The sequence below is a fragment of the Companilactobacillus sp. genome (assembly GCF_022484265.1).
Classification (GTDB): Bacteria; Bacillota; Bacilli; order Lactobacillales; family Lactobacillaceae; genus Companilactobacillus.
This window is the reverse complement of sequence record NZ_JAKVLR010000001.1, coordinates 2,572,668-2,596,309: the sequence shown is the minus strand read 5'-3', so window position 1 is coordinate 2,596,309 and position 23,642 is coordinate 2,572,668. Positions and strand designations below refer to the sequence as shown.

Below are 23,642 nucleotides of genomic sequence, written 5' to 3'. Positions count from 1 at the left end.
AGGTTATTATTTATGTCAATTGATTGGGAAAAAGAAGTTTCTCATCGTTCCGACGAACTACTAAACGATCTCTCAGAATTATTAAGCATTGATAGTTCTCGAGACATTGAACACAAAACTGACGATTATCCATTGGGACCCGGTCCTGCAAAAGCATTAAAGACATTTTTACATTTTGCTGAAAGAGACGACTTTAAAACTAAGAATGTCGACAATCTAGCTGGAAGAATCGAATTAGGCGACAGCGAAGATAAAATCGCTATCTTGGGACACGTTGACGTTGTGCCTGAAGGTCCAGGTTGGGAAACCAATGCCTTTGAACCAACTATCAAAGATGGCAATATTTATGCACGTGGCACTTCAGACGATAAAGGACCAAGTTTGGCTGCATACTATGCCCTAAAGATCATTAAGGAACTCAACTTGCCTACTTCTAAATCAGTCCACATGATTTTAGGTACTGACGAAGAAAGCGAATGGGTCGGCATGAACCACTACATGGAAAAAGAAACTATGCCTGAAACCGGATTTTCTCCTGATGCCGAATTCCCTGTCATCAATGGCGAAAAGGGAATCGTTTCGTTTGCAGTCGAATTTCCACAATCAAAAAATGGAATCGTCAAAAATTTTGACAGCGGCTTACGTCCTAACATGGTTCCCCAACACGCTGAAGCAACCATCGTAGATAACGACGGCAATTTAAACTCGATTACTAATGATTTCAACGATTTTGTAAACGATAATGACGAGATTAACGGCGAAATCACTTTAAAAGCTAATACTTACAGTTTGAAAATGATCGGTAAGGGTTCGCATGCTATGGAACCTTATCACGGAGTTAATGCCGCAACGTATTTAGCAAAATTTATTGCAACTTTGCCATTGAATAATGCTGAACAAACATACTTCAACTTCATTGCTGATCAACTTTTCTTAGATCATTATGGAAAGAATTTGCACATTGATAACCATGATGATGTTATGGGAGACTTAACTGTTTCACCTGACATTTTCAAATTTGACGACAATCACGCCAGCATCTTGTTGAACATCCGTTATCCTAAGGGAGACACCGGAGAGACATTGACCGACAAGATCAATAAACAACTTCCAGAAAACGTCACTGCTTCAATCGAAGGACACAACCAATTGCCTCACTTTGTTGACGCTAACGATCCACTAGTCCAATCATTAATGGGCGCTTATCAGGCTCATACTGACGACCTCGAATCAAAACCATTTACAGTTGGTGGCGGAACTTATGGACGTATCCTCAAAAATGGCGTTGCCTTTGGAGCAATGTTCCCTGGCGATGAAAATGTTATGCACCAAGCAAATGAATACATTAACTTGGATAAGCTTTTCAAAGCTACAGCAATCTATGCAGACGCAATTTATCGCTTAATTAAATAGTTTATACAAGTTTCGTGAACTTAAAAATTCACGGAACTTTTTTGTTTTTGAGCGTATAATACATATTTATTATATAATTAAGCCATGTATCTTTTTAAAGGGGTTTATCTAACTTGAAAAATTTATGGAATAGTATTGTTGACGGGATAAAGGGAATCAAGAGTTGGTCTGATTTTGCAACCAAGGCTAACTTAACGATCGAAGTTATTCGTCGAATTGTTTTATACATTATAGCTGGTCTTTTCGTCATGCTTAGTTTGGCGATTGGTTTAGGTTTTGGTTACGTTTCAGCTTTGACCAATCAAGTTGCCGTTCCTACTAAGCATGAAATGAGAGCACAGTTAAAGGATGTTAACAATTCAACTTCTCTTTATTTCGCAAACGATAAAAAAGTAGAAAATCTACAAAAGACCCTTACTGGTAAGAGCATCAAACTTTCAGAGATGTCTCCTTACCTCAAAAAGGCTGTTGTAGCAACTGAGGATAGTGATTTTTACAAACATTCAGGTGTTGAACCTAAATCACTTCTAAGAGCGGTCCTATCTGATGTGACTGGAATCGGTACCCAAACTGGTGGATCGACTCTAACTCAACAGACAGTCAAAATGCAGCTATTATCTTCAGAAACAACTTGGAAGCGTAAAGCGGTCGAAATCTTTTTAGCAATGCGGGTCGATAAATACTTTACTAAAGACGAGATCCTGGAAGACTACTTAAACGCCGCTACTCTGGGTCGAAATAATAAGGGACAGAATATCCAAGGTGTTCAAGCTGCAGCTAAGGGAATCTTTGGTAAAAATGCTGCAGATCTTAACTTGGCAGAATCAGCCTTTATTGCTGGTCTTCCCCAAAGTCCTTCGATCTATACCCCGTTTGATAATCACGGTAAGGTCAAAGACGATATTAGTTTAGGCCTCAAACGTAAGAACATTGTTTTATTCAGAATGTATCGTGATAAGAAGATCACTGAATCTGAATATAATGAAGCTAAGAATTTTGATTTAAAGAGCGATTTCTTAAAACCTGCTAAGGCAACTGATCATAAGATCAAATACGGTTACGTTTATAACTTGTTAACAGAACAAACTAGAACCATTTTGATCAAGCGAATGGCTAAATCTGATGGCATTGCATACAAAGACTTAGTCAAGGATAAGAGTTTATACGAGAAGTATTGGACTCAAGCTGATACTGAATTGCACGACAAGAATTATCGTGTTGACAGTACGATCAATAAGAAACTTTACCAAGATCTTAATGAACAAGCTCAACAATTCCAAGACAATCTAGGTACTACTCATACTGATAGTGCCATCGACCAAAATACTGGTAAGAGCATCAAGGTATCTGAGCCAGTCCAAAATGGTTCAGTCTTACTTGATAACAAGACTGGTCAAGTGCTTGCCTTTGTTGGGGGCGTTAACTTTAAGAAATCTCAATTAAATCACGCATTTGACACTAATAGATCTCCTGGTTCATCAATCAAGCCACTGATCACATTTGCTCCAGCTATTGAAAATGGTGCGATTGGTTCACAATCCATGCTAGCCGATTTTAAGACTAAGTTTAAGAGTTATGCACCAACTGATTATGGCGAGACAATTCAAAACCGATTTGTTTCTGCTCGTGAAACACTTGAAGAATCATATAATATTCCATCCGTTAACTTATACAACTATCTAAGACAGCAAGGTATTAGTTCTAAACAATACATGTCTAAGATGGGGATTAATCTAACCGACAACGAATATAAACAACTTGGTATTACCCTTGGTGGTACTGATAAAGGTGTGACAGTGCTACAACAAGCTAGTGCTTTTTCAACTTTTGCCAATAAGGGTGTTCACGTCAATCCTTATGTGGTTGATAAGATCACTGACCCAACTGGCAAAGTTATTTATGGTCACAAGCATACCAAGAAACGTGTCTTCTCAAAACAAACATCTTATATCATGCAAAACATGATGCACGGAGTTGTTACTAAAGGTACTGCTTCTGCCCTATCATATGAATCTCAATTCAGTACTAAGAACCTCTTTGGTAAAACTGGTACATCCAATGATTACCGTGATAATTGGTTCATCGGTAGTACAGATGGAGTTACCCTTGCTTCTTGGATCGGATACGATAACTTGTACGGGAATAATTACAACTTGGCAAGTAATTCAACTGATATCAACCAAGAATTATGGTCGCGGATGGCAAATGCCGTTTATGAAGACAATCCTGGAGTCATGAACGTCCATAAGAAATTCAGTCGACCTGATGGTGTTCAATCTTATAAAGTTGATAAAGAGACTGGTACTAATACCGGTTCAATTGACTATAACGGAATAAGCACTAGAGTAAATCAACACACTACTTCATCGCTGTACTACAAGGGCAGCCCTAAGAATATGTCATATGACGGTTTTGCAATCGGAGCCTCAGCTAAGAATTATCGCCTCTTCTGGGGTAATTACTTCGGCCGTGACAATGGATACGGAGTAGTAAAACAACTTGGAGATAGTTCTAAGTCAGCTGATGAGATTGCATCTGAAAACGGTAGCGGAAGAACTTCAGGATTCAGTAACAGCGCCAATGATTCTGATTCTTCTGAAGTAACAACTACAACTGGAACTACAACTACATCTGGTTCGAGAACTTCAAACAATACGACAACAAGTAATGGTACTAGTGAAACTGGTACTGGATCAGGTAGCGGTTCTGGATCAGGTTCTTCATTTGGGACTTCAACTGGTTCGACATCTGGTTCTGGTGGGTCAACTGGTGAAACCGGTGGTTCTACCGGAGGCATCACAGGTGGCGCCGGTGCTGGTGCAGGCAGTGCTGTCGGCGGAATTGGCGGCGAATAAAAAAGGCATCCAAACGGATGCCTTTTTGCTTACATTCATCATTATGATAGAATGACTAAGTTACTTACCAAAGGAGAAATTTTATGTACTTTAGCCCTATTTTCTTACAGACATCTTTATACATCGTTGCCTTCATTTTGATTGCCTTTATCGTGGCTATCTCAGTGTATAAATACAAACATCATCTTAAAATGTGGGATAAATCAATGACGCTGGCTTCAGTTGTCTTATTAAATACGATATATTCCATGCTGACGTATTTTTTCAACCTACCCTATGAATTAAACGCCGTTGTAACTGGTGGCCTTACATTAGTCGCATTTGGTTATGTCGTGGTTATCTTATGGGAATTAATTAAACGTAAACATCAAACTAATGACTGATCAAACTGATCGGTCATTTTTTTTGTAAATTTTTGGATAAAACTACCATATCCTGTAACTGAATCCCATTTGCAAAAATCGGTTGATCATACTGTTCAAAAAATTTTTCCCTAATAGCACTGAATCGATAGCCATTTTTCAAATAAAACCTAATATTTGATAAATCAGCATCCCCCGTTCCAACCTGAATCGATTTATACTTATTGGCAAATTTCTTTTCGACATATGATATTAAAAAACTGCCGACGCCCCTAGATTGAAATTTTTCTTTAACTGCAATGTTTTTGATCTCAAGGATTTCAACCGATACCGGAACAATTATTAAAACTCCAATGGTGACTGTCTGGTCTTTGGCGACAAACATTTTCCCCTTGTCGATATACTTATCCAACATCCTCGGATCTTCGTCTCCTAAAATTAGTAATTGTCGATAGTTGTTTCGTTGCGCAACAGGTACTTGCATGATTCTCATAGTCAATTCCTCACAAATAAAAAAACCTCCAAAATGGAGGTTTTACTTAGTAGATTCACGTTTAACAATACTGTATGGTAACTTGATAGTATTTTCATCGATTTGTTCTTGGTTCATCATCTTGGTTAACAGACGCATAGCAACAGCGCCGATATCATACAATGGTTCCTCAACTGAACTAAGTTTTGGACGAGTAACTTCACACAATACTGTGTTGTTACTTGTGAAAATCTCAAAGTCCTCTGGAACTTTGCAACCAGATTTCATTGCTGAATTCAATATTCCAGCGGCTAACAAGTCCTCGGTTACATACGCTGCTGTAGCACCGCTGTTCTTAACCGCATCCCAGATTGCTTCTCCAGCACGGACTGAGTATTCAGCTTCAAACACAAGGTTTGATGAAAAGTTGATATGAGCTTTCTTCAAAGCTTTCTTATAGCCATCCAAACGATACTTACCATCGATTGGGTCTTCCAAACTTCCGCCAACAAAGGCAACTTTCTTGTGGCCGTTTTGGATGAGTTGACTAACAACGTTGTAAACAGCGTCAGTGAAATCAATGTTAACACTAGCTGTTTCATTGTTACGATCAACTGAACCAGCAAGCACGATTGGTGTCTTTGAACTGCTCAAAGTACGTTTAACTTTCTTTGATAGTTGCTTGCCCATGTAAATCAGACCATCAACTTGTTTGGAGAGCAAATTATTTAAAATTTGTTCCTCGTCTCGAATTGATTCTTGTAAACTAGTCAAGATAATATTGTATTTGTACATTGAAGCAACATCATCGATCCCCTTGGCCAATGATGCAAAATACAAGTCAGTAATATCTGGCAAGATAACCCCGATTGTCGTGCTCTTTTTGCTGGCTAAGCCACGAGCAACTGCGTTAGGTCGATAATTGAGGCGGTCTATAACTTCTAGAACTCTCTTTCTAGTTTCCTCTTTGACGTTAGCATTTCCATTTACGACACGAGAAATGGTGGCCATAGATACATTGGCCGCTTCAGCCACGTCGTATATAGTTACCGCTTTTTTTTCCATAAATATTACACTCTTTCATTTTTCCATTTAGTCATATTTAATTTATCAAACTATAACGTAATTTGCAAGCGTTTACCAGGCTAATCTGACTTGTTTTCATATTTTTTCAAAAAGGAAACAATTTTCAGTGTTATACTTTTGATAAATATACCTAAGGAGATTGTCATGAAGACACAATTATTAGATTTACAAAAATATTTGAGCGACAACAATTATGATATCGCTTATATTTCCGACCCGACGGATATTAACTATTTTACAGGATTTTACAGTGATCCGGTAGAGAGAATTTTGGCTTTGATCGTATTTCCTGACAAAGACCCATTTATTTTCGCACCTGCTTTGGAAGTTAATTCTGTGAAAAAAGCTGGATGGGATCTAGATGTCTTTGGATACTTGGACAATGAAGATGGCTGGGGAATGCTAGCCGATCACATTAAACAAGTGGAAAACAACCCAATTAAATGGGCAACTGAAAAAGATAATTTGACAGTTCAAAAGTTTGAAATCGTCAAAAAACACTTCCCTAACGCTGAATTTCCTGGAAATCTTTCTCGTTACATGGAAAATGCTCGTCTGATCAAAACTCCTGAAGAAATTGAGAACCTTAAAGCAGCTGGTAAAGAAGCCGACTACGCATTTTCAGTAGCATTTGATGCCATTAAGGAAGGCAGAACAGAACAAGACGTAGTTGCTGAAATCGAATACGCCATGATGAAAAAAGGTGTTATGCATATGAGTTTTGACACCATCGTGCAAGCCGGTGCAAATGCCGCAAATCCTCATGGTGGTCCTGAAAAAAATCTTTTGAAGAAAAACGAACTAATTCTCTTTGATCTTGGAACAGTCCATAATGGCTATATCAGCGATGCATCAAGAACTGTAGCCTTTGGAAAGCCAAATGACAAAGCATTGGATATTTACAAAGTTGATCTTGAAGCTCAATACGCTGCCATGGATGCTGCAAAACCAGGTATCACCGCTGCAGAATTAGACAAAGTGGCTAGAGACATCATTGATAAAGCTGGTTACGGAGAATACTTCATCCACAGACTTGGCCATGGTATGGGAACCTCAGAACACGAATTCCCTTCAATCATGGAAGGAAACGACATGGTATTAAAACCAGGAATGTGCTTCTCAATTGAACCAGGAATCTATATTCCAAACGAAGCCGGAGTAAGAATCGAAGACTGCGTCTACTTAACAGAAGACGGAAACGAACCATTCACGCATACATCAAAGGAACTGAAATATATTGATTAGAGCGTAAAAACAAAAGGTTAGCGGCAAGAGTATAAGTTTGACCAATACGGAGTCGGTCCGTAAGACCGATGGAGTGTTGGGCAGACTTATACGTCCTGCCTCTTTTTGTTTTTGCGCGTTTCAACTCAAATCGTAAAAAATGACTGGTTTAAAGACAAGCATAAGATAAGCCAATACGGGGTCCACCTTGCACTGCGTTCGCAGACCACCGATAAAAGGTACTCATTGGATGCCGTAAGACCGATGGAGTGTTGGATTGTCTTATGTGCCCGTCTTCATGGCATTTTTATCGCGTTTCAGATTAGAGCGTAAAAACAAAAGGTTAGAGGCAAGAGTATAAGAATGCAAGATACGGCGGGGCCCGTTTGGCCCCAGAGTGTCTGGCAGGCTTATATGTCCTGCCTCTTTTTGTTTTTGCGCGTTTCAAATCAAAGCGTAAAAAATGACTAGTATGAAGACAAGCATAAGATAAGCCAATACGGAGTCGGTCCTCCTTGCACTGCGTTCGCAGACTACCAGTAAAAGGTTCTCATGGGATGCCGTTTGGCCCCAGAGTGTCTGGCAGGCTTATACGTCCTGCCTCTTTTTGTTTTTGCGCGTTTCAACTCCGCGCCTATTTGAATCCAAATAAAAAAGGTTCATATCTATTTGATATGAGCCTTTTTGCCTGTCTTATTAATATCGCTTTCGTCGAACACGATGTTGGTTGTTTCTTCATCGTCTTTAAGGTCGTCTGCCTTGTCTAATAATGAATTCTTAAGTGATTCTGTCTTATCGTTAAAATCATTCTTAAGTTGATCCTTATCAGCTAGACCAAAACCACCGTTGTTAAAATCTCCTCGGATAGTTTTGATATTCTCAAGTGCCTTTTGGCCATTTTCACTTACTAGATAACGTGATGCTAAGTAGCCAGCAACACTACCTAATATTAAGCCTACTGCAAATCGTCTTTTTTTCATGGCTAATTCTTCTTTCTAGGAAAAATCTTTGAAGCACCCTTAACAATTGTTGCTGCATTAGCAAGATTCAAAAGACTTGAAAATCCAAATCCGTCTTTTGGCTTGTCTGAAGTAGCATCAGCAGCTTTATTACCAAGGTTTTCAACAGTATCGAACAATGGGTTTAACTTACTTGATTTACTATTAACGTCGTCCATTAATGTATTAGTCTTATCAACTAATTGGCCACTTTGGTCAAGGATTCTGTCGGTGTTCTTAGTGATAACATTCAACATTGTTGTTGTTTCCTTAATTGTATCTTGTAACTTTTTCAATAGTTTAGCAGTTTGAACTAAAGCTACTGCTAAGAAGATCACCAAGATAACAAAAGCTATAGCAGCAATAAGTCCTGCAATTTGTCCACCAGTCATAATAACTCCTCCTCAAAATTTACTAGCAAGTCAATATTAGCATTATTGTAAATTTACGGCAACGTTTACAATACAATCCAATCTTGCCATTTTGATTCTAATTTTCTGATTGCGTTTCCGCGATGACTGATTTTATTTTTTTCATCCAAAGTCATTTCTGACATCGTCTTACCTTCTGAAGGTACATAGAACAATGGATCGTATCCAAATCCATCGTCGCCCTTAGGGAAACTGGCAATGAGGCCATTAACTTCACCCTCAACCACCAAATCTTTAGGATTCTTAGGATTGGCAAAAACTAGAACTGTTACAAATTTGGCAGTCCGTTTTTCTTCAGGGGTCCCACCAATCTCAGATAACAACTTAGCATTGTTAGCAGCATCATTGTGGTCACCGGCATATCTGGCTGATCTGACCCCTGGTTGCCCGAATAAGGCATCGACAGATAATCCAGAATCGTCAGCAATTGTTGGCAGATGGAATTGATTCATGACTGCATGTGCCTTGATAGTGGCGTTTTCTTCAAACGTTGATCCCGTTTCCTTGATCTCTGGAAAGTCGGGAAAATCTAATAAAGTCTTGATCACAAAATTTTCTGGATCAAAAATTCTTTGGAACTCTTTAGCTTTATTTGGGTTCTTTGTAGCAATAATTATCTCTTGCATGATCAGTCTCCTATATTAACTAAATTTATGTCGGTAATATCTGAACCGAGCCAATCCTTAGCTAGTAATTTAAAACTATCCAAATTAGCGGTGGTATTAAGTTCAACCTCGCCTTTTTTTGAATCTGCGTTTTCTAAATTGTGGTCATGTAAAAATTGCTTGGCAACGTTTGTCGTTTCGATTCCGGGATCGACTAACTTAACTTTGTCGCCAACAAATGCTTGAATTTGTTTTTCAAGCATTGGAAAATGTGTGCATCCTAGTATCAACGTATCGATATTAGTATTTTTAAAGGGTTTCAGTGTTTGAGCAATATCATCTTTTGCTTTTTGCGTATCGCCGGCATTTGCTTCGACGATCTTCACAAAATGCTGAGCTGCAATCGATCTAACCTGAACTTTGTTGTCAGTAGCTTGAATCGTCTCTGGATAACTATTTGAGTTAACCGTAGATTCAGTCGCAATGACGCCAATTTCTTTGGTCTTAGTGTCTTTAACAGCGCTTTGAGCACCAGATTTGATAACGCCAAACATGGGGATATCAAATTCTTTTTGTAACGTTGGCAACGCACGAGCAGTTGCAGTGTTACAGGCATAAATGATTGCTTTAACATTCTGGGAAATCAGAAACTCGACCATTTCACGAGTATATTTGATGATCTCTGATGCTGGTCTGACGCCGTAAGGCATATGAGCCTCATCACCAATAAACACAATGTCTTCACTAGGAAGCTTCTTAATAACCTCTTCAACGACGGTCAATCCGCCAACCCCAGAATCTAATAACCCAATAGGTCTTTTGTCACTCATAACAACACCCCACTAAATTTTGATTATTAAACGATTTTATTTTTCGATAGTTGGTTATTCACTTAAAAAGGTATTTACCTAATGATATAATATTTTTAAGCAAAAGGAGTAGAAATAATGGCCAAACAAAACAAGAACAATGATAACGAAAATCTTGACGAGAGTGTCGAAACTGAAGAAACCAGTGCGACTCAAAACGACTTAATGGAAAAATACTTTGCCGTATCGGTACTACGAGATTTCGTATTGCCTGATTTGTTAGATAAGGATACTCCTGAACTTCTTTACTGGGCAGGAAAAGATTTGAGCCGTCGCTTGGCAATTCAAGACATGAATGATTTACCAAATGTCTTCAAAAATGCCGGATTTGGCGAACTTGAAATTGCTAGTCAAACTAAAGCAAGCTACAAATACGTTTTATCTGGACCAGAAGTAATCCAACGTTTTAATTTAAATAATGACGATCCCGAATTTTCATTGGAATCAGGATTCATTAGCGAAACTGTCCAAAATACCCTAGGTGCTGCATGTATGGGTAGTTTTACGCTTGATTTGAAGAATAAATTCGTCAATATTTTGATTCAAATTGAACGAAACTAGAAACTATAATATACAACAAAAAACGCTTTCTGACAAAAATGACGAGAGATCTTAGTGGGATTTTAATGTATTATTTCTAATTGATCAGAACATTTTTGCATGATAAAAGACGAAAACTTCGGTTTTCGTCTTTTTTTGTCTAAAGATATTTTTTCAAAGCTTCTGATACTCCATTGTCATTATTGCTGGATGTTACTTCATCAGCCATGCCCTTCACTTCGTCTGGAGCATTTTCCATAGCTACACCTAATCCAGCTGTTTCAAACATGGGCACATCGTTAAAATTGTCCCCTAAAGCCATTGTATCCTCGATCGGCAAATGATAATACTCCGCTAGTTCTTTCAATGCTTCGCTTTTAGAAGCACCCTTATCAGTGATTTCAAGATAGTTAGGTTTGGATAATATAAACGTGCTACGCAAAAATTTTGCATTTTGAAGTTGCTTCATCAAATCACTAATAACATCTGGTTCATCAATCAACAACAATTTGTGAACTGGCTTATCTAAAATGAACCTATTCAAATCAGTAACCATTGGCTCAATATTGGTAATATCAGCTTCCTCATCCGTCCAATGATCTGTCTGATTAACGTACCACTGGGATTTAGAATACAAGTTAATTGAAACTGTTGGGAAATCCTGATTGATGATTTCAAAAATATTTTGAATCTCATTTTGCGGCAAGGCGTGGCTACTAATAATCGTGGGGTATTCCAGATCAATGTCTTTAATTATGTACGCTCCATTGTAGCTAGCAATCGGATTATCCACGATATCCAGTTTTTTCGCAATTGGCAGCATTCCCTCTGGTGAACGTGCAGAACTTAAAACAAATGGGATATTCTTTTGTTTCAAGACTCTTAGTTCGGTTTGCAGATTGCTATCAACAAAATTATTGTCATCCAAAATCGTTCCGTCAATATCGCTTAACACTAATTTGATGTCCATAATTATTGTCCTCTCAGTATGTAATTTCGATGTTTTCTAAATTTTCTTCTTTGGGCTTTTTATCAGTAATCAACAAATCAAACTCTGATAGATCTGCCAAATTATAAGTTGCTTGCTTTGAAAATTTTTCGGTTTCAGCTAACAAAACCTTTTTCTTGGCATGCTTGATAGCTTGTTTTTTTACATAAGTGTCTTCTTCATCTTCGAAACTAACAGTTCCATTTTTTAATCCAGCGGCACCAAAAAATGCTATATCAAAACTAATATCATTTAATAACGATGATTCTTGAAGTGAGTAGAAATAACGATTTTTACTAGAAAAATGACCACCCAATGTGTGTAAATCTACTTTAGGATTATCGCTAAGCATTATCGAATTATCCAATGAGTGTGTATAAACCGTCAGTTGTTGGTCCGTAATCTGCGACAGTTTTAAAACCGTGGTCGATACATCAAAAAAATAAGTTTTTCCTGGTACTAGCATTTTCTCCGCGATTTCGGCAATATGTGTTTTTGCCTTGTCAAATTGATTCAATCGGCTGTTGAAGGAATACATTTGTTCATTCTCTTCTAACCGCATGATTCCACCATGAATTCGCTGAACTTTTCCCTGTTCAGATAAAATTGAAAAGTCTCTACGTACTGTATCACGAGATACGTTAAACTCTTGAACCAACTTATCGGTGGTAATTACTTCATTGGTCTGTAGTAAATCCATAATTTGTTCTAATCGTTGTTGTTGATACATCATCTTTACCTCAGAGTAAGTGTAACATATTTTTGCGTTTTTATAAGTGTATATAAGCATTTATAAGTAATATTGCTAAAAAAATACGCTGACAGCTAACAGTCAGCGTATTTAATATTAATCTGTATATCCATCAAGGATCTTTGCCAATTGGGCTTTGCTGTGGAATCCTGTAAGCTTGTCGACAACCTTGCCATCTTTTGTGATAACGAGTGTTGGGATTGCCATAATTCCATATGATTGAGGTGTCTTTGGATTAGCATCGACATCCATCTTCATAAATTTAACAGCATCATTTTCCTCTGATAATTCCTCAATAACAGGTGATTGCATACGACAAGGACCACACCATGTAGCCCAAAAATCAGTAAGCACAACACCGTCTTTAGTTTCATCAGCATAAGTTGTATCTGTAACTTCATCGACCATTGTGTTCACTCCTTTTAACTTTCAATAAAGATATTATCACTTTTGTTATTTTTAAAACACTATTTTGTATCGAGATTATAAGTCAACTATTGTAGCACCTGAGCCACCTGAGCTTGCTGGCGCATATCCAAAGGATTTGACTCTCGGATTGCTTTGCAAGTACTTTGTAACACCATTTCTAATTACCCCAGTACCGAATCCATGCACAATTGTTACTTGATTATAGCCAGCCAGCAAGGCTTCATCGATATACGTATCCAAATCTGCCATTGCTTCTTCGTATCTCTCTCCACGCAAATCTAGCTTGCTAGAAAGAGATGAACTCTTCGTACGTCTGACCATAGTTTTCTTGGTATCGGTCTCTTCAGGTTGTTGTTGCGTCTTCTCTAAATCAGCGGCATCAAATTTCATTTTCAAAATACCAAGTTGAACTTCATACTTGTTATTTTGATCTTTACGAATGATGGTACCAAATTGTCCATAAGGGATGGCTTTAACATTATCGCCAACTTTTAATTCTTGACGACGCTGATTGCGTCTGAGGACACGATTCTTTTTCTTCATGTCTTCTTGATGCAAGTTCTTCAAATCTGTTCTTGCTGAGATAATTTGATCAGGTTTAACTGCATAGCCTTTTCGTTCAAGATCTTTGAGTCGATCAATGATCTTTTCGGATTTCTTCTTGGTACTTGAAACTATTTGATTAGCACGAACCTTAGCTGCCTGGATCTCGCTATCTTTAGAATTCTCTAAAGTTGTTCGTTCAGTTTCATACTGCTCTTCTAATTTTTTATTCTTAGCAAGTTGAGCTTCCAATTTCTCATTGTTTTGCTCAAATTCTTTACGACGTTTCTCCAAGTCATTGATCATGTTATTCAGATCTTGGCTTTCGCCACTCATCAACGAATTACCACGTTCAATCACTGAACGATCCATCCCCAAACGAGCGGCAATATTCATCGCATTACTTGCACCGGGAATTCCAATTAAAAGACGATAAGTTGGTTTTAACGACTTGTCGTCAAATTCCATACTGGCGTTGATAGTATTATCGGTGTTGTAGGCATAAATCTTTAATTCTGGGTAGTGAGTTGTTGCCATGATCTCAGGATTAGATTCCGATAACTTCTCAAGAATTGCAATCGCAATAGCGGCACCTTCTTGAGGATCAGTTCCGGCACCCAATTCATCGATCAAGACTAAACTACGCTCAGTTACATGTTTCATGATGTTGATGATGTTATCCATGTGAGACGAGAAGGTACTCAAGTTTTGCTCGATTGATTGTTCATCACCGATATCAACAAACACTTCGTCAAAAACAGCAACCTGACTTTCTTCATGAGCCGGAATGAACAACCCTGACTGAGCCATGATCTGAATCAATCCTAAAGTTTTCATAGTGATAGTTTTACCACCAGTATTAGGACCTGTGATCAGCATCGTCCGATAGTCATCGCCAATTTTAATATCATTGGCAACCACTTTATCAGGATTGATCAAGGGATGCTTAGCTTCCTTTAAATCAACGATGTTGTCACGCGAAATCAAGGGTTCAGTCGCCTTGATCTGATTGGCATACTTAGCTTTAGCGTTGATCAAATCAAATTGAGCTAAAACTTCATTATTGGCCACGATGTCATCAATTTCTGGGCGAACTAAATCAGATAGTTCTCCTAAAATTCGAATTTCTTCTAACTTTTCAGATGTCTGTGCATCGTGCAATTGATTGTTTAGGCCGACAACTGCTTGAGGCTCAATATACAAAGTTTGGCCACTGGCACTTTGGTCATGGACTACTCCACCAAATTTGGCACGATATTCAGTTTTAACCGGTACAACGAATCGATCATCACGCAATGTGACGATAGCTTCGGTCAAATACTTGGTATTCTTTCCACGAGTATATTGCTCCATGGAATGACGGATCTGCTCATTATAACGATTGATCTGGTTACGGATGTATTGCAAGTCGTCAGAAGCAGTATCGAGCAAGCGACCAGAATCATCGATCGATTTGTCGATCCGATGAGTCAAAGTTGGATTATCGATCAAGTCTCCACTCAAGTTAAATAATTCGCGTAAAGGAATCTCGTCATCATGCAGGTCAGCAAAAAAAGCCTTTAACTCAGCAGTATTTTTTAAAACTTGGCCAATTGCGGCTAATTCAGTTCCATTTAAATTTCCATCTTTTTTCAGACGATTAGCTTGATCATGCAAATCGTCTAATTTACGGACAGGTATTTCGCCACGCAGACGAACAATATCCATCCCATCTTTAGTTTGGTCGATGAGTCGATGAACAATAGATTCGACTGACATCGGCATCAATTTTTTCAGTAATGTTTTACCACGCGATGTGATCAAATATTTGGCGATCTCATCTTTGATCTTACCGAATTCTAAAACATTCAATGCTTTATTATTCATATAATTTCTCCGTTTAATTCTTGTTTAAAAAAGGCTAATTCCCCGTTTCAAACGATAAATCGGTGTTTAACGTTTTAACTCAGAATTAACCTGTCTTGTATCTATTTAATTATGCGCTTGCGATCCACAGTGAAGGAAGCCACTTAGAAACAATTGGCGATGCTTCGATCATCGCAGATGCTACGAATGAATGCGATAATGCATGTTGAATTCCAGAAACTGGAATCATTGCCATGATCATGAGAATCATAAATATTGTCATATAAGTAACGATAAATCCTAAAATTCCACCGCTTAATAAGTTAACGTCATTTGACATTGGAACATAGGTCAATCGTTTAAAATATAGACCGGCAAATCTCATAATGATCCAACCGATGAAGCAAACAAAAATGAATGCAAAGGCACGATAAAAAGCATTATCTAATTCCATGCCCACCTTGGTTGAGAAGAAAGCAAATTCGCTTCCTAAATTAGCAGATGGATATGGAACAATCATTTCAAATTTGGGACCGAGAAAACGAAAGGTCAACAATGCCAAAGCAAAGAAAACAGCATAGCCAATCGTATAAAAGGCTTGCATTGCTAGGCCACGTCGTGCGCCCATATAAAAACCGTAAATTAACAATAAAACAATTAACAGACTCAGCATTTTATCCCCTTAAAATTAGTTCATTGTATTGCTTAATTTTAGCACAACATTGAAAAAACAAAATATTTGATATTTAAAAACGTATTTAAACAACAAATTACGAACCATGAATTCAAAAGCTGATTCACAGTTCGTAATTTAATTAGATATCTTGTTCATCGTCATTTGTGAATGTATTAAGCACTTCTTGAACCATGTCCCATTCTTCAGCATCTTCAATTGGATTAAGCTCACCAGCGTCAACGTCTCCGTTTTCGTCAGGAGTAAATGAGAATGCTTGAACTTCGATCTCATCGGAGTCCTCATCGTTCTTAGGATATAAGAACACGTAAGATTTACCATAGTCATCAGATTCAAACGTGAATAAAATCTTATATGTCTCTTGGTTGCCTTTGTCGTCGCTTAAGATAACTTCGTCTAAATCTTTATTTGATCCAGATTTTTCACTCATAAATTTCACCTATTTCTGCGTAAGTTTACCTTTAGCATCGAGATAATTTTGGAGAATCATCTCAGCAGCTATTTTGTCGATAACCTTTTTACGTTTATGTCTTGAGACGTTTGCCTCATCTACTAACATTCGTTCTGCTTGAACGGTCGTCAACCGTTCGTCAATCATATCAACTGGAAGCGAAAATCTTTCAGTGACCATCTTGCCATATTCACGAGACTTCTCGGCTCTAGGACCCTCACTATTATTCATGTTCTTGGGTAAACCGATCACAACGCCTGTGACTTGCTTTTCCTTGATTATCTCGCCCAATCTATCCAAGCCAAAATCACCCTCATCTTCATTGATGCGGATTATTTCAACTCCTTGAGCAGTCCAACCTAAAAGATCGCTAGCAGCCACTCCAACAGTTCTAGAGCCTACATCTAAACCTAATAGGCGCATTACTTATTCTGGTTGAGATAACTCTTAACTAATTCTTCGATTATCTCATCTCGTTCATGTTTTAAGATCAAGTTTCTGGCGTCATTGTGACGAGGAATGTATGCGGGGTCACCAGAAAGCAAATATCCAACAATTTGGTTAATTGGATTGTAGCCTTTTTCTTCCAAAGATTGATAGACACTTTGTAAGGTTTCTTTGACGTCTTTGCCTTTATTTTCATTAAAATCAAAACTCATTGTTTTATCAAGTGAACTCATGGCAAAACCTCCATTTAATATAATTAAGTGACTGTTAGTTATTAAGTTCTATTATAGAACACTTTAATTATTTTTAATAATATCTTTAGCTAATTGTAACGCTTTTGTTAAACCTTTAGGGTCCTTACCACCTGCTTGAGCCATATCTGGACGGCCACCGCCGCCACCTTGGATCTCTTTAGCAATTTGTTTGATCAAATCTCCAGCTTTGAGGCCCTTGTCTTGTGCGGCTTTGTTAACGGAAACTACTAAATTAGCTTTATCTCCGGAACCAGCGCCTAAAATCAAGACATCAGACTTGTTTTCGCTCTTCCACTTATCAGCCAATTGTCTAAGAGTCGACATATCGTCAGCAGAAATAACGTTGGCAATGACCTTTACGCCATTGATATCTTCGACTTGGTCAAACACTTCGGCAGATTTTTGACTAGTAAGTTGAACCTTCAAGTTTTGATTGTCGCGTTTTAATTTCTTAGCTTCATCAACTAATTGTTCTGCACGTGCAGGAACATCTTTTAGTTGGTTAACTTTCATATTTGTTGCAGTTTCTTTCAGGACGTTTAGTTGGTCGTTCAAGTACTCAAAGGCTTCTTCGCCAGTTACGGCATCGATTCTTCTGATACCTGAACCAACTGCTGATTCAGAAGTGATCTTAAACAAACCAATTTCTGAAGTGTTTCTAACGTGAGTACCACCACAGAATTCAATCGAGTAATCATCTACTTCAACAACACGGACAATGTCGCCGTATTTTTCGCTAAACATGGCAACGGCGCCTTTTTTCTTCTTAGCTTCTTCAATTGGCAAGACTTCTGTCTTAACAGGAATAGCTGCCCAGATCTTTTCGTTAACGATTTTTTCCAATTGGCTGATTTGTTGGTCGTTTAATCCTTCATTACTGTTGAAATCAAAACGAAGATATCCTGGTTCAACTAATGAACCTGCTTGATGAGTTCTTGGTCCAACGACTTCACGTAAAGCTTGATCCAACAAGTGAGTTGCTGTGTGATTGTGGCGAACTTTTTCACGGAAATCAACGTTGATCTTCAAGGTATATTCTTTGTTAACGTCTAATTCTGAAATGACATTTACTAAGTGGATGTTTTGGCCATTTGGTGCATGTTGAACATCTAAGACTTCAGCAACTTGGTTGTTGTTTTCGTCATAAATATTACCAATATCAGCGACCTGGCCACCCATTTCTGCATAAAAAGGCGTCTTGTCAAAAATCAATTGTGCCTTACCAGTTGTCATGTTAACTGAATCAACGATTTCATCATTAACAATGATGTCCTTCAATGTGGCTTTGATTTCATTGTTGTCATATCCAACGAACTCACTAGGAGTTTTGATCTCCATCAAAGTCTCATCTTGCATACCCATTGATTGAAGATCTCCACGGGCTTGACGTGCACGTTCTCTTTGAAGTTCCATGTTTTCTTTGAAACCATCTTCATCAACTGACATACCCTCGTCATGAGCATATTCAACAGTCATTTCTAATGGGAATCCATAAGTATCGAAAAGCTTGAAGGCATTCTCGCCATCAATGACTTTTTCATTCTTAGCCTTGAGACTATCGATTACACCATTAAGCAATTTCAATCCATCATTCAAAGTTTCTGAAAAACGTTTTTCTTCGACTTCGATAGTTTTGGAAATGAACTCTTGTTGTTGGCTAACTTCTGGATAGTAACTTTCCATGATCTTACCAACTGTTGGAACTAGTTTGTACAAGAATGGTCCATCAATGCCTAACTTTTTACCATTTAAGACCGCACGTCTGATCAAACGACGGATAACGTATCCACGGCCTTCATTTGATGGCAATGCACCATCGCCAACAGCGAATGAAACTGTTCTTGCATGGTCAGCAATGATCTTAAATGAAATATCGTCAGCATCGTTATCGTCGTATTTCTTGCCATCGCTTAAAGTTTCAACTTGTTTGATGATCGGCATGAACAAGTCAGTTTCAAAATTAGTTTTCGTTCCTTGCATGATCGAAACTAATCTTTCTAGTCCCATACCCGTATCAATGTTTTTATGAGGTTGTTCGACATATTTACCGGAAGGCAAATGGTTCAACTCAGAGAACACGATGTTCCAAACTTCCAAATAGCGTTCATTTTCGCCGCCTGGATAGTTCTCGGGGTCATCTTCTGCCAAGTTATTGAATGATTGTCCACGGTCATAGAAAATCTCTGAATCAGGACCACAAGGGCCTTCACCGATATCCCAGAAGTTATCTTCCACTTTCTCAATATGTGAAGGGTCAATGCCTACTTCTGCCCACAATTTTTGAGTTTCAGTATCCTTTGGATAGGTTGTGATGTACAACTTTTCTGGATCCATATCAAGCCAGTCAGGACTTGTTAAAAATTCGAATGCCCAAGGAATAACTTCTTTCTTGAAATAATCACCAACTGAGAAGTTACCTAACATTTCAAAGAATGTTTGGTGACGAGCAGTTTTACCAACATTTTCAATATCGTTGGTTCTGATACACTTTTGAGCATTTGTGATTCGAGGATTCTTCGGCACGACAGAACCATCAAAGTACTTCTTCAATGTGGCAACACCAGAATTGATCCACAAAAGCGTTGGGTCGTCGACTGGGACTAATGAAGCACTAGGCTCGATCATGTGGCCTTTTGTTTGGAAAAAGTCTAAAAACATCTGTCTGATTTCGGAACTTGATAAATTTTTCATTGTTCTCCTTTAAAACGAAAAATCGCTGCAAAAATCAAGGACGCCCATGCGCGGTACCACCTTGTTTGCAACGATTATCGTTAGCCTCTCAACAAATTATATATTTTCAGTTATTAACTGGCAGCAATAAATAGTCAAAATCTAGGCTTTCTCACCAGGTGGCCTTCTCTTTGAGACTATATCTATTTATTATATCCAGTAGAAATTTTAAAGATAAAACGCCTATTTGTCAATATTTATACTTAGGCCTTATTTGGATTTATTTCGACGTGCTTTTCTAAGATCACGTTGTTCTTGACGGTTCTTGATCTTTCTTTGTTGACGCTTTTCAGTCGAAATTGCAGATTTGATTTTCTTCTTGTAGCCTGGCTTTCTCTTGACCTTTTGCTTCTTAACAAAACCAACTAGCTTTGTATCAAGTTTCTCATTGGTAGCATGACGTTTGATCCGACGATCACGTTCGTAACCATCAACGATATCGCCATTCTTGATTTCTTTAGGATGGAATTTGATTCCAAGTTTTTCGATCTCGCTGATCTTGTTTTCCTCGCCTGGATCATAAAGCGTAATGGCAATACCTGACATCCCATTACGTCCAGTCCGTCCAACACGATGAATGAAAAATTCGAGGTCTTCTGGGATCTCAGCATTGATCACATGTGACACACCCTTGATATCGATACCACGAGCGGCCAGATCAGTTGCTACAACATATTGATATTCGAGATTCTCAATTTGCTTCATGACACGTTTACGTTCACGTGGAGTCAATCCACCATGAAGTCTAGCGACCTTCAAACCTTGATGCTTGAGATAGTCATAAATTTCATCAACAGTCTTTTTAGTGTTAGCAAATACCAAGACCATGTAAGGTTCACCAATAGTCATCAAGTTGTAGATCATTTGCTTTTTATCACGACCATGCGTGAACATTAGCCAATTATCAACATTCTTAGAAATGACGTGACTGTTCTTGATCTCAACCTTCTTAGGACCAGTCAAATATTTTTGCAAGAATGGTTCTAGCTTTTGTGGGATCGTAGCTGAAAATACCGCTGTTTCGTGTTGTTCAGGCATCTTGGCAGCAATATTAGTAACGTCGTCTAAAAATCCCATATCGAGTGTCATATCGGCTTCATCGACGATAAAGCGTTCCACGTTTTCAACATGAAGGTCATTTTCTTTGATCAAGTCCCATAATCTACCAGGAGTTCCGATGGCAATTTGCGGTTGATGTGCTTGCAGCTTTCTTTGCTGACGTTGCTTGTCAGTTCCTCCAACAAAGATAAAAGCATTGTAGTCCTCACCAAAATTTTTCAAGATTGCCTGGGTATCTTCATAGATCTGATAAGCTAGCTCACGACTTGGAGTTGCAATCAAAGCCTGAACGGTAGGCTCTTTTGTAATTGAGTTCAAAATTGGCAATAAGAAAGCATGGGTCTTACCTGATCCAGTCATTGACTGAACGATGACATCCTTTTTCTTGTTGACCAATGGAATGACAGCCTCTTGTACTTCGGTTGGTTCGTCAAAATTAATTTCTTTCAATGACTTATTGATGGCGTCATTGAAGTTGTATTGTGAAAATTTAGTCATCTATTCACCTTTCTTATAATAGTTATTTACGATCTCGATCAGTTCTTGAAACATTTGTTCAACTTCAGCTAGATCTTTAGCATCAGCCCCACTGGCTAGTGGATGTCCACCACCATTATGCTCTTTTGCTAGTCCATTGATAGTAGGACCTTGAGATCTCAAGTGCATTCTAAATGTTCCGTCTTCTTTTTCAACAGCTTCAAGCCATGAATGAACCTCTTTAAGACGTCCGGGAGTTGAAACCACTGAATTAGCTTGTTCTCTAGTCAAACCTAATTTGTTAATCAAGTCTGTATCGATCACAGCCACAGCTGCACCAGATTCATCGATCTTTAATCTGTCAAAAAGTGCACCTTGCAATTTAGCCTGTGGCAATGTGATCTCATTCATATGTTGGTTGATGCCAGCTGAATCGATACCCAATGCGATGAATTCACCAGCAATATTCATTGTATGTTGAGTTGTAGCTGGATAAAGAAAACGACCAGTGTCACCAACTATACCAGCATACAAATAATAAGCAACAGTTTTTGAAAGCTTGAGTTCGTTGCTGCTTTCAATCAAATCAGCAATAATTTCTGATGAGGAACTTGCATCAGTATTAACAAATAGTTGATCGCCGTAAGCATCGTCATTAGGATGATGGTCGATCTTGATCAAGAAGTCTCCTGAGTTGTATCTGTCGTCGTCGATTCGTTCAGTATTAGCAGTGTCAGTCACGATCACTAGGGAACCTTCAAAATCTGAATCCTTCACTTCATCCATAGTCGAAAGCCACTTCAAGCCTTGGGCGTCATTTCCACCGATCAATACTTCTTTATCAGGAAAAGCTTCAGTGATTGCATTAGCCAAGCCCTTTTGAGAACCCAAAGCATCTGGATCCGGATTAGTATGACGTAAAACGATGATCTTATTATATTTCTTAATACTGTCGATAATTTCTGAAAAATTATTCATTAGTGTCCTCACTTGAAAATAGATTTAATCTGACTTCTTCATATGAAAGTGGGTCTAGATTAGTAACGGTGATCCCGAGCAGGCGGATCTTCTTGTTCTTGATACCTAGTTTATCGTAGATCTCACTGGCAATTTGATAAAGCTGCTCTTCACTTTGCACGTAATCTTGAAAAGTCATCCGTTTCGTGACAGTTTCAAAATCCGAATCACGTAATTTTAACACAACCGTCTTTCCATGTTGGCGTTGCTTACGCAAATCGCTACTGACCATCTTTGCCAGTTTCTGTAATTCTTGATGAACGTCGGCACTATAAACGATATTACGATTGTAAGTTCGTTCTCGACCAACTGACTTACGCACTCTTTTGCTCTCGACTGGCGAGTCGTCAATACCATGAACTCTACGATACATTACATACCCCATTTTACCAAAGGTGTCGATAAAAGTATCCTGGTCCAAATTTTGTAGATCTTCGCCGGTAAAAATATTCATATCGTGTAACTTTTGCTGAGTAGTTTTCCCAATACCGTTGAATTTTTCAATTGGAATTGGTTTTAAAAAGTCTTCAGCATATGCACCTAAGATGATCGTCCTGCCAAAAGGTTTACGATAATCCGAAGCCATTTTCGCCAAAAATTTATTATAAGATATCCCCACTGAACAAGTTAGGCGAGTTTCTTTGACGATCCGTTGTTGAATATAATTAGCGACCTTAATGACATTAGGTTCATCTAATTTATTTTCAGTCACGTCCAGATACGCCTCATCTAAAGCAACTGATTGATAAGTGTCCGTTACTTCGCCAAAAATATTATGGATATAATTGGAAGTCTTTTTATATAACTCGAAGTTAGGAGGCACGATCACTAGCTTTTCCTTCGGGATCAACTCAATCGCCTGCTGTGCCGGCATGGCTGAGTGTGCACCGTATTTTCTAGCATTGTAATTGGCTGTCGTAACTACTCCGTGGTGATTATTTTTTCTCGGATCAGGTGCTACGATCAAACATTTCTTCTTATATTGGGGATGTTCCCTTTCTTCGCAAGACGCAAAAAAAGCATCCATGTCGACATGGATGATTTTTCGGTTTTCTTCAACTATGATTGGAATTTTTAAAAATCCGATGATTTAACACCACCA

At 38.3% G+C, this 23,642-nt stretch carries 23 protein-coding genes; 5 read left to right on the top strand and 18 right to left on the bottom strand.

The features are described 5' to 3' along the window. Positions 1-12 precede the first annotated feature (12 nt). The 3 genes from pepV to LKF16_RS12440 all read left to right on the top strand — a co-directional run bounded on the left by pepV (position 13) and on the right by LKF16_RS12440 (position 4,651). Positions 13-1,413 carry a dipeptidase PepV gene (pepV, locus tag LKF16_RS12450; RefSeq protein WP_291472311.1) on the top strand — a complete coding sequence of 467 codons (1,401 nt, stop codon included), beginning with the start codon at positions 13-15 and terminating at the stop codon, positions 1,411-1,413. A gap of 113 nt (positions 1,414-1,526) precedes the next feature. Further along, positions 1,527-4,268 carry a transglycosylase domain-containing protein gene (locus LKF16_RS12445; RefSeq protein WP_291472312.1) on the top strand — a complete coding sequence of 914 codons (2,742 nt, stop codon included), beginning with the start codon at positions 1,527-1,529 and terminating at the stop codon, positions 4,266-4,268. Positions 4,269-4,351: 83 nt separating this feature from the next. After that, positions 4,352-4,651, top strand: coding sequence for a hypothetical protein (locus tag LKF16_RS12440; RefSeq protein WP_291472314.1), 300 nt, complete (start codon positions 4,352-4,354; stop codon positions 4,649-4,651). A gap of 13 nt (positions 4,652-4,664) precedes the next feature. Here LKF16_RS12440 and LKF16_RS12435 read toward each other — a convergent pair whose 3' ends face one another. Together LKF16_RS12435 and ccpA are read right to left on the bottom strand one after the other, a co-directional pair. After that, positions 4,665-5,123 carry a GNAT family N-acetyltransferase gene (locus LKF16_RS12435; RefSeq protein ID WP_291472315.1) on the bottom strand — a complete coding sequence of 153 codons (459 nt, stop codon included), beginning with the start codon at positions 5,121-5,123 and terminating at the stop codon, positions 4,665-4,667. Positions 5,124-5,165: 42 nt separating this feature from the next. Beyond that, positions 5,166-6,167, bottom strand: coding sequence for a catabolite control protein A (gene ccpA / locus LKF16_RS12430; protein WP_291472316.1), 1,002 nt, complete (start codon positions 6,165-6,167; stop codon positions 5,166-5,168). 165 nt (positions 6,168-6,332) lie between these two features. On the opposite strand from ccpA, the gene LKF16_RS12425 reads away from it, so the two are divergent. Then, a complete protein-coding gene (locus tag LKF16_RS12425; protein WP_291472317.1) occupies positions 6,333-7,433 on the top strand; it encodes a M24 family metallopeptidase in 1,101 nt (366 codons plus the stop codon). A gap of 644 nt (positions 7,434-8,077) precedes the next feature. Here LKF16_RS12425 and LKF16_RS12420 read toward each other — a convergent pair. From LKF16_RS12420 to murI, 4 genes are all read right to left on the bottom strand, one after another. Next, the gene (locus LKF16_RS12420) at positions 8,078-8,392 is read right to left on the bottom strand and encodes a hypothetical protein (protein ID WP_291472318.1); all 315 of its coding nucleotides are present in this window, start codon (positions 8,390-8,392) and stop codon (positions 8,078-8,080) included. A 2-nt stretch (positions 8,393-8,394) separates the two neighbouring features. Further along, the gene (locus LKF16_RS12415; protein ID WP_291472320.1) at positions 8,395-8,802 is read right to left on the bottom strand and encodes a DUF948 domain-containing protein; all 408 of its coding nucleotides are present in this window, start codon (positions 8,800-8,802) and stop codon (positions 8,395-8,397) included. A gap of 65 nt (positions 8,803-8,867) precedes the next feature. Continuing rightward, the gene (locus LKF16_RS12410; RefSeq protein WP_291472322.1) at positions 8,868-9,467 is read right to left on the bottom strand and encodes an XTP/dITP diphosphatase; all 600 of its coding nucleotides are present in this window, start codon (positions 9,465-9,467) and stop codon (positions 8,868-8,870) included. A 2-nt stretch (positions 9,468-9,469) separates the two neighbouring features. After that, the gene (murI, locus tag LKF16_RS12405; RefSeq protein WP_291472323.1) at positions 9,470-10,276 is read right to left on the bottom strand and encodes a glutamate racemase; all 807 of its coding nucleotides are present in this window, start codon (positions 10,274-10,276) and stop codon (positions 9,470-9,472) included. 117 nt (positions 10,277-10,393) lie between these two features. Here murI and LKF16_RS12400 point away from each other — a divergent pair, with 117 nt between their 5' ends. Beyond that, a complete protein-coding gene (locus LKF16_RS12400) occupies positions 10,394-10,876 on the top strand; it encodes a DUF2507 domain-containing protein (protein ID WP_291472324.1) in 483 nt (160 codons plus the stop codon). Between the two features lie 139 nt (positions 10,877-11,015). Here the strand turns inward: LKF16_RS12400 and LKF16_RS12395 are convergent, their stop codons facing one another. The 12 genes from LKF16_RS12395 to dinB form a co-directional block, all read right to left on the bottom strand. Continuing rightward, positions 11,016-11,825: a Cof-type HAD-IIB family hydrolase gene (locus tag LKF16_RS12395; protein WP_291472325.1), complete on the bottom strand. Its 810-nt coding sequence runs from the start codon at positions 11,823-11,825 to the stop codon at positions 11,016-11,018. A 13-nt stretch (positions 11,826-11,838) separates the two neighbouring features. Next, positions 11,839-12,573 carry a DeoR/GlpR family DNA-binding transcription regulator gene (locus LKF16_RS12390; protein WP_291472386.1) on the bottom strand — a complete coding sequence of 245 codons (735 nt, stop codon included), beginning with the start codon at positions 12,571-12,573 and terminating at the stop codon, positions 11,839-11,841. 117 nt (positions 12,574-12,690) lie between these two features. Next, the gene (gene trxA / locus LKF16_RS12385; protein WP_291472326.1) at positions 12,691-13,002 is read right to left on the bottom strand and encodes a thioredoxin; all 312 of its coding nucleotides are present in this window, start codon (positions 13,000-13,002) and stop codon (positions 12,691-12,693) included. Positions 13,003-13,077: 75 nt separating this feature from the next. Further along, positions 13,078-15,432 (bottom strand): endonuclease MutS2, encoded by a 2,355-nt coding sequence (locus LKF16_RS12380; RefSeq protein ID WP_291472328.1) that lies wholly within the window; start codon positions 15,430-15,432, stop codon positions 13,078-13,080. 109 nt (positions 15,433-15,541) lie between these two features. Beyond that, entirely contained in the window at positions 15,542-16,084 is a 543-nt protein-coding gene (locus LKF16_RS12375; protein WP_291472330.1) for a CvpA family protein, read from the bottom strand. A gap of 142 nt (positions 16,085-16,226) precedes the next feature. Further along, positions 16,227-16,535, bottom strand: a complete 309-nt coding sequence (locus LKF16_RS12370) for a DUF1292 domain-containing protein (RefSeq protein ID WP_291472332.1) — start codon at positions 16,533-16,535, stop codon at positions 16,227-16,229. Between the two features lie 9 nt (positions 16,536-16,544). Further along, on the bottom strand, positions 16,545-16,979 hold the full coding sequence (ruvX, locus tag LKF16_RS12365) for a Holliday junction resolvase RuvX (protein ID WP_291472333.1): 435 nt from the start codon (positions 16,977-16,979) through the stop codon (positions 16,545-16,547). After that, positions 16,979-17,236 (bottom strand): IreB family regulatory phosphoprotein, encoded by a 258-nt coding sequence (locus LKF16_RS12360; RefSeq protein ID WP_048703872.1) that lies wholly within the window; start codon positions 17,234-17,236, stop codon positions 16,979-16,981. The genes ruvX and LKF16_RS12360 overlap by 1 nt, the downstream gene beginning before the upstream one ends. Positions 17,237-17,299: 63 nt before the next feature. Then, positions 17,300-19,948 (bottom strand): alanine--tRNA ligase, encoded by a 2,649-nt coding sequence (gene alaS / locus LKF16_RS12355; protein ID WP_291472336.1) that lies wholly within the window; start codon positions 19,946-19,948, stop codon positions 17,300-17,302. Positions 19,949-20,197: 249 nt separating this feature from the next. Continuing rightward, entirely contained in the window at positions 20,198-21,544 is a 1,347-nt protein-coding gene (locus LKF16_RS12350; protein ID WP_291472337.1) for a DEAD/DEAH box helicase, read from the bottom strand. Next, positions 21,545-22,501 (bottom strand): DHH family phosphoesterase, encoded by a 957-nt coding sequence (locus tag LKF16_RS12345; RefSeq protein WP_291472338.1) that lies wholly within the window; start codon positions 22,499-22,501, stop codon positions 21,545-21,547. It abuts the gene before it with no gap. Then, the gene (gene dinB / locus LKF16_RS12340) at positions 22,494-23,630 is read right to left on the bottom strand and encodes a DNA polymerase IV (RefSeq protein WP_291472388.1); all 1,137 of its coding nucleotides are present in this window, start codon (positions 23,628-23,630) and stop codon (positions 22,494-22,496) included. The genes LKF16_RS12345 and dinB overlap by 8 nt, the downstream gene beginning before the upstream one ends. Positions 23,631-23,642: the final 12 nt, after the last annotated feature.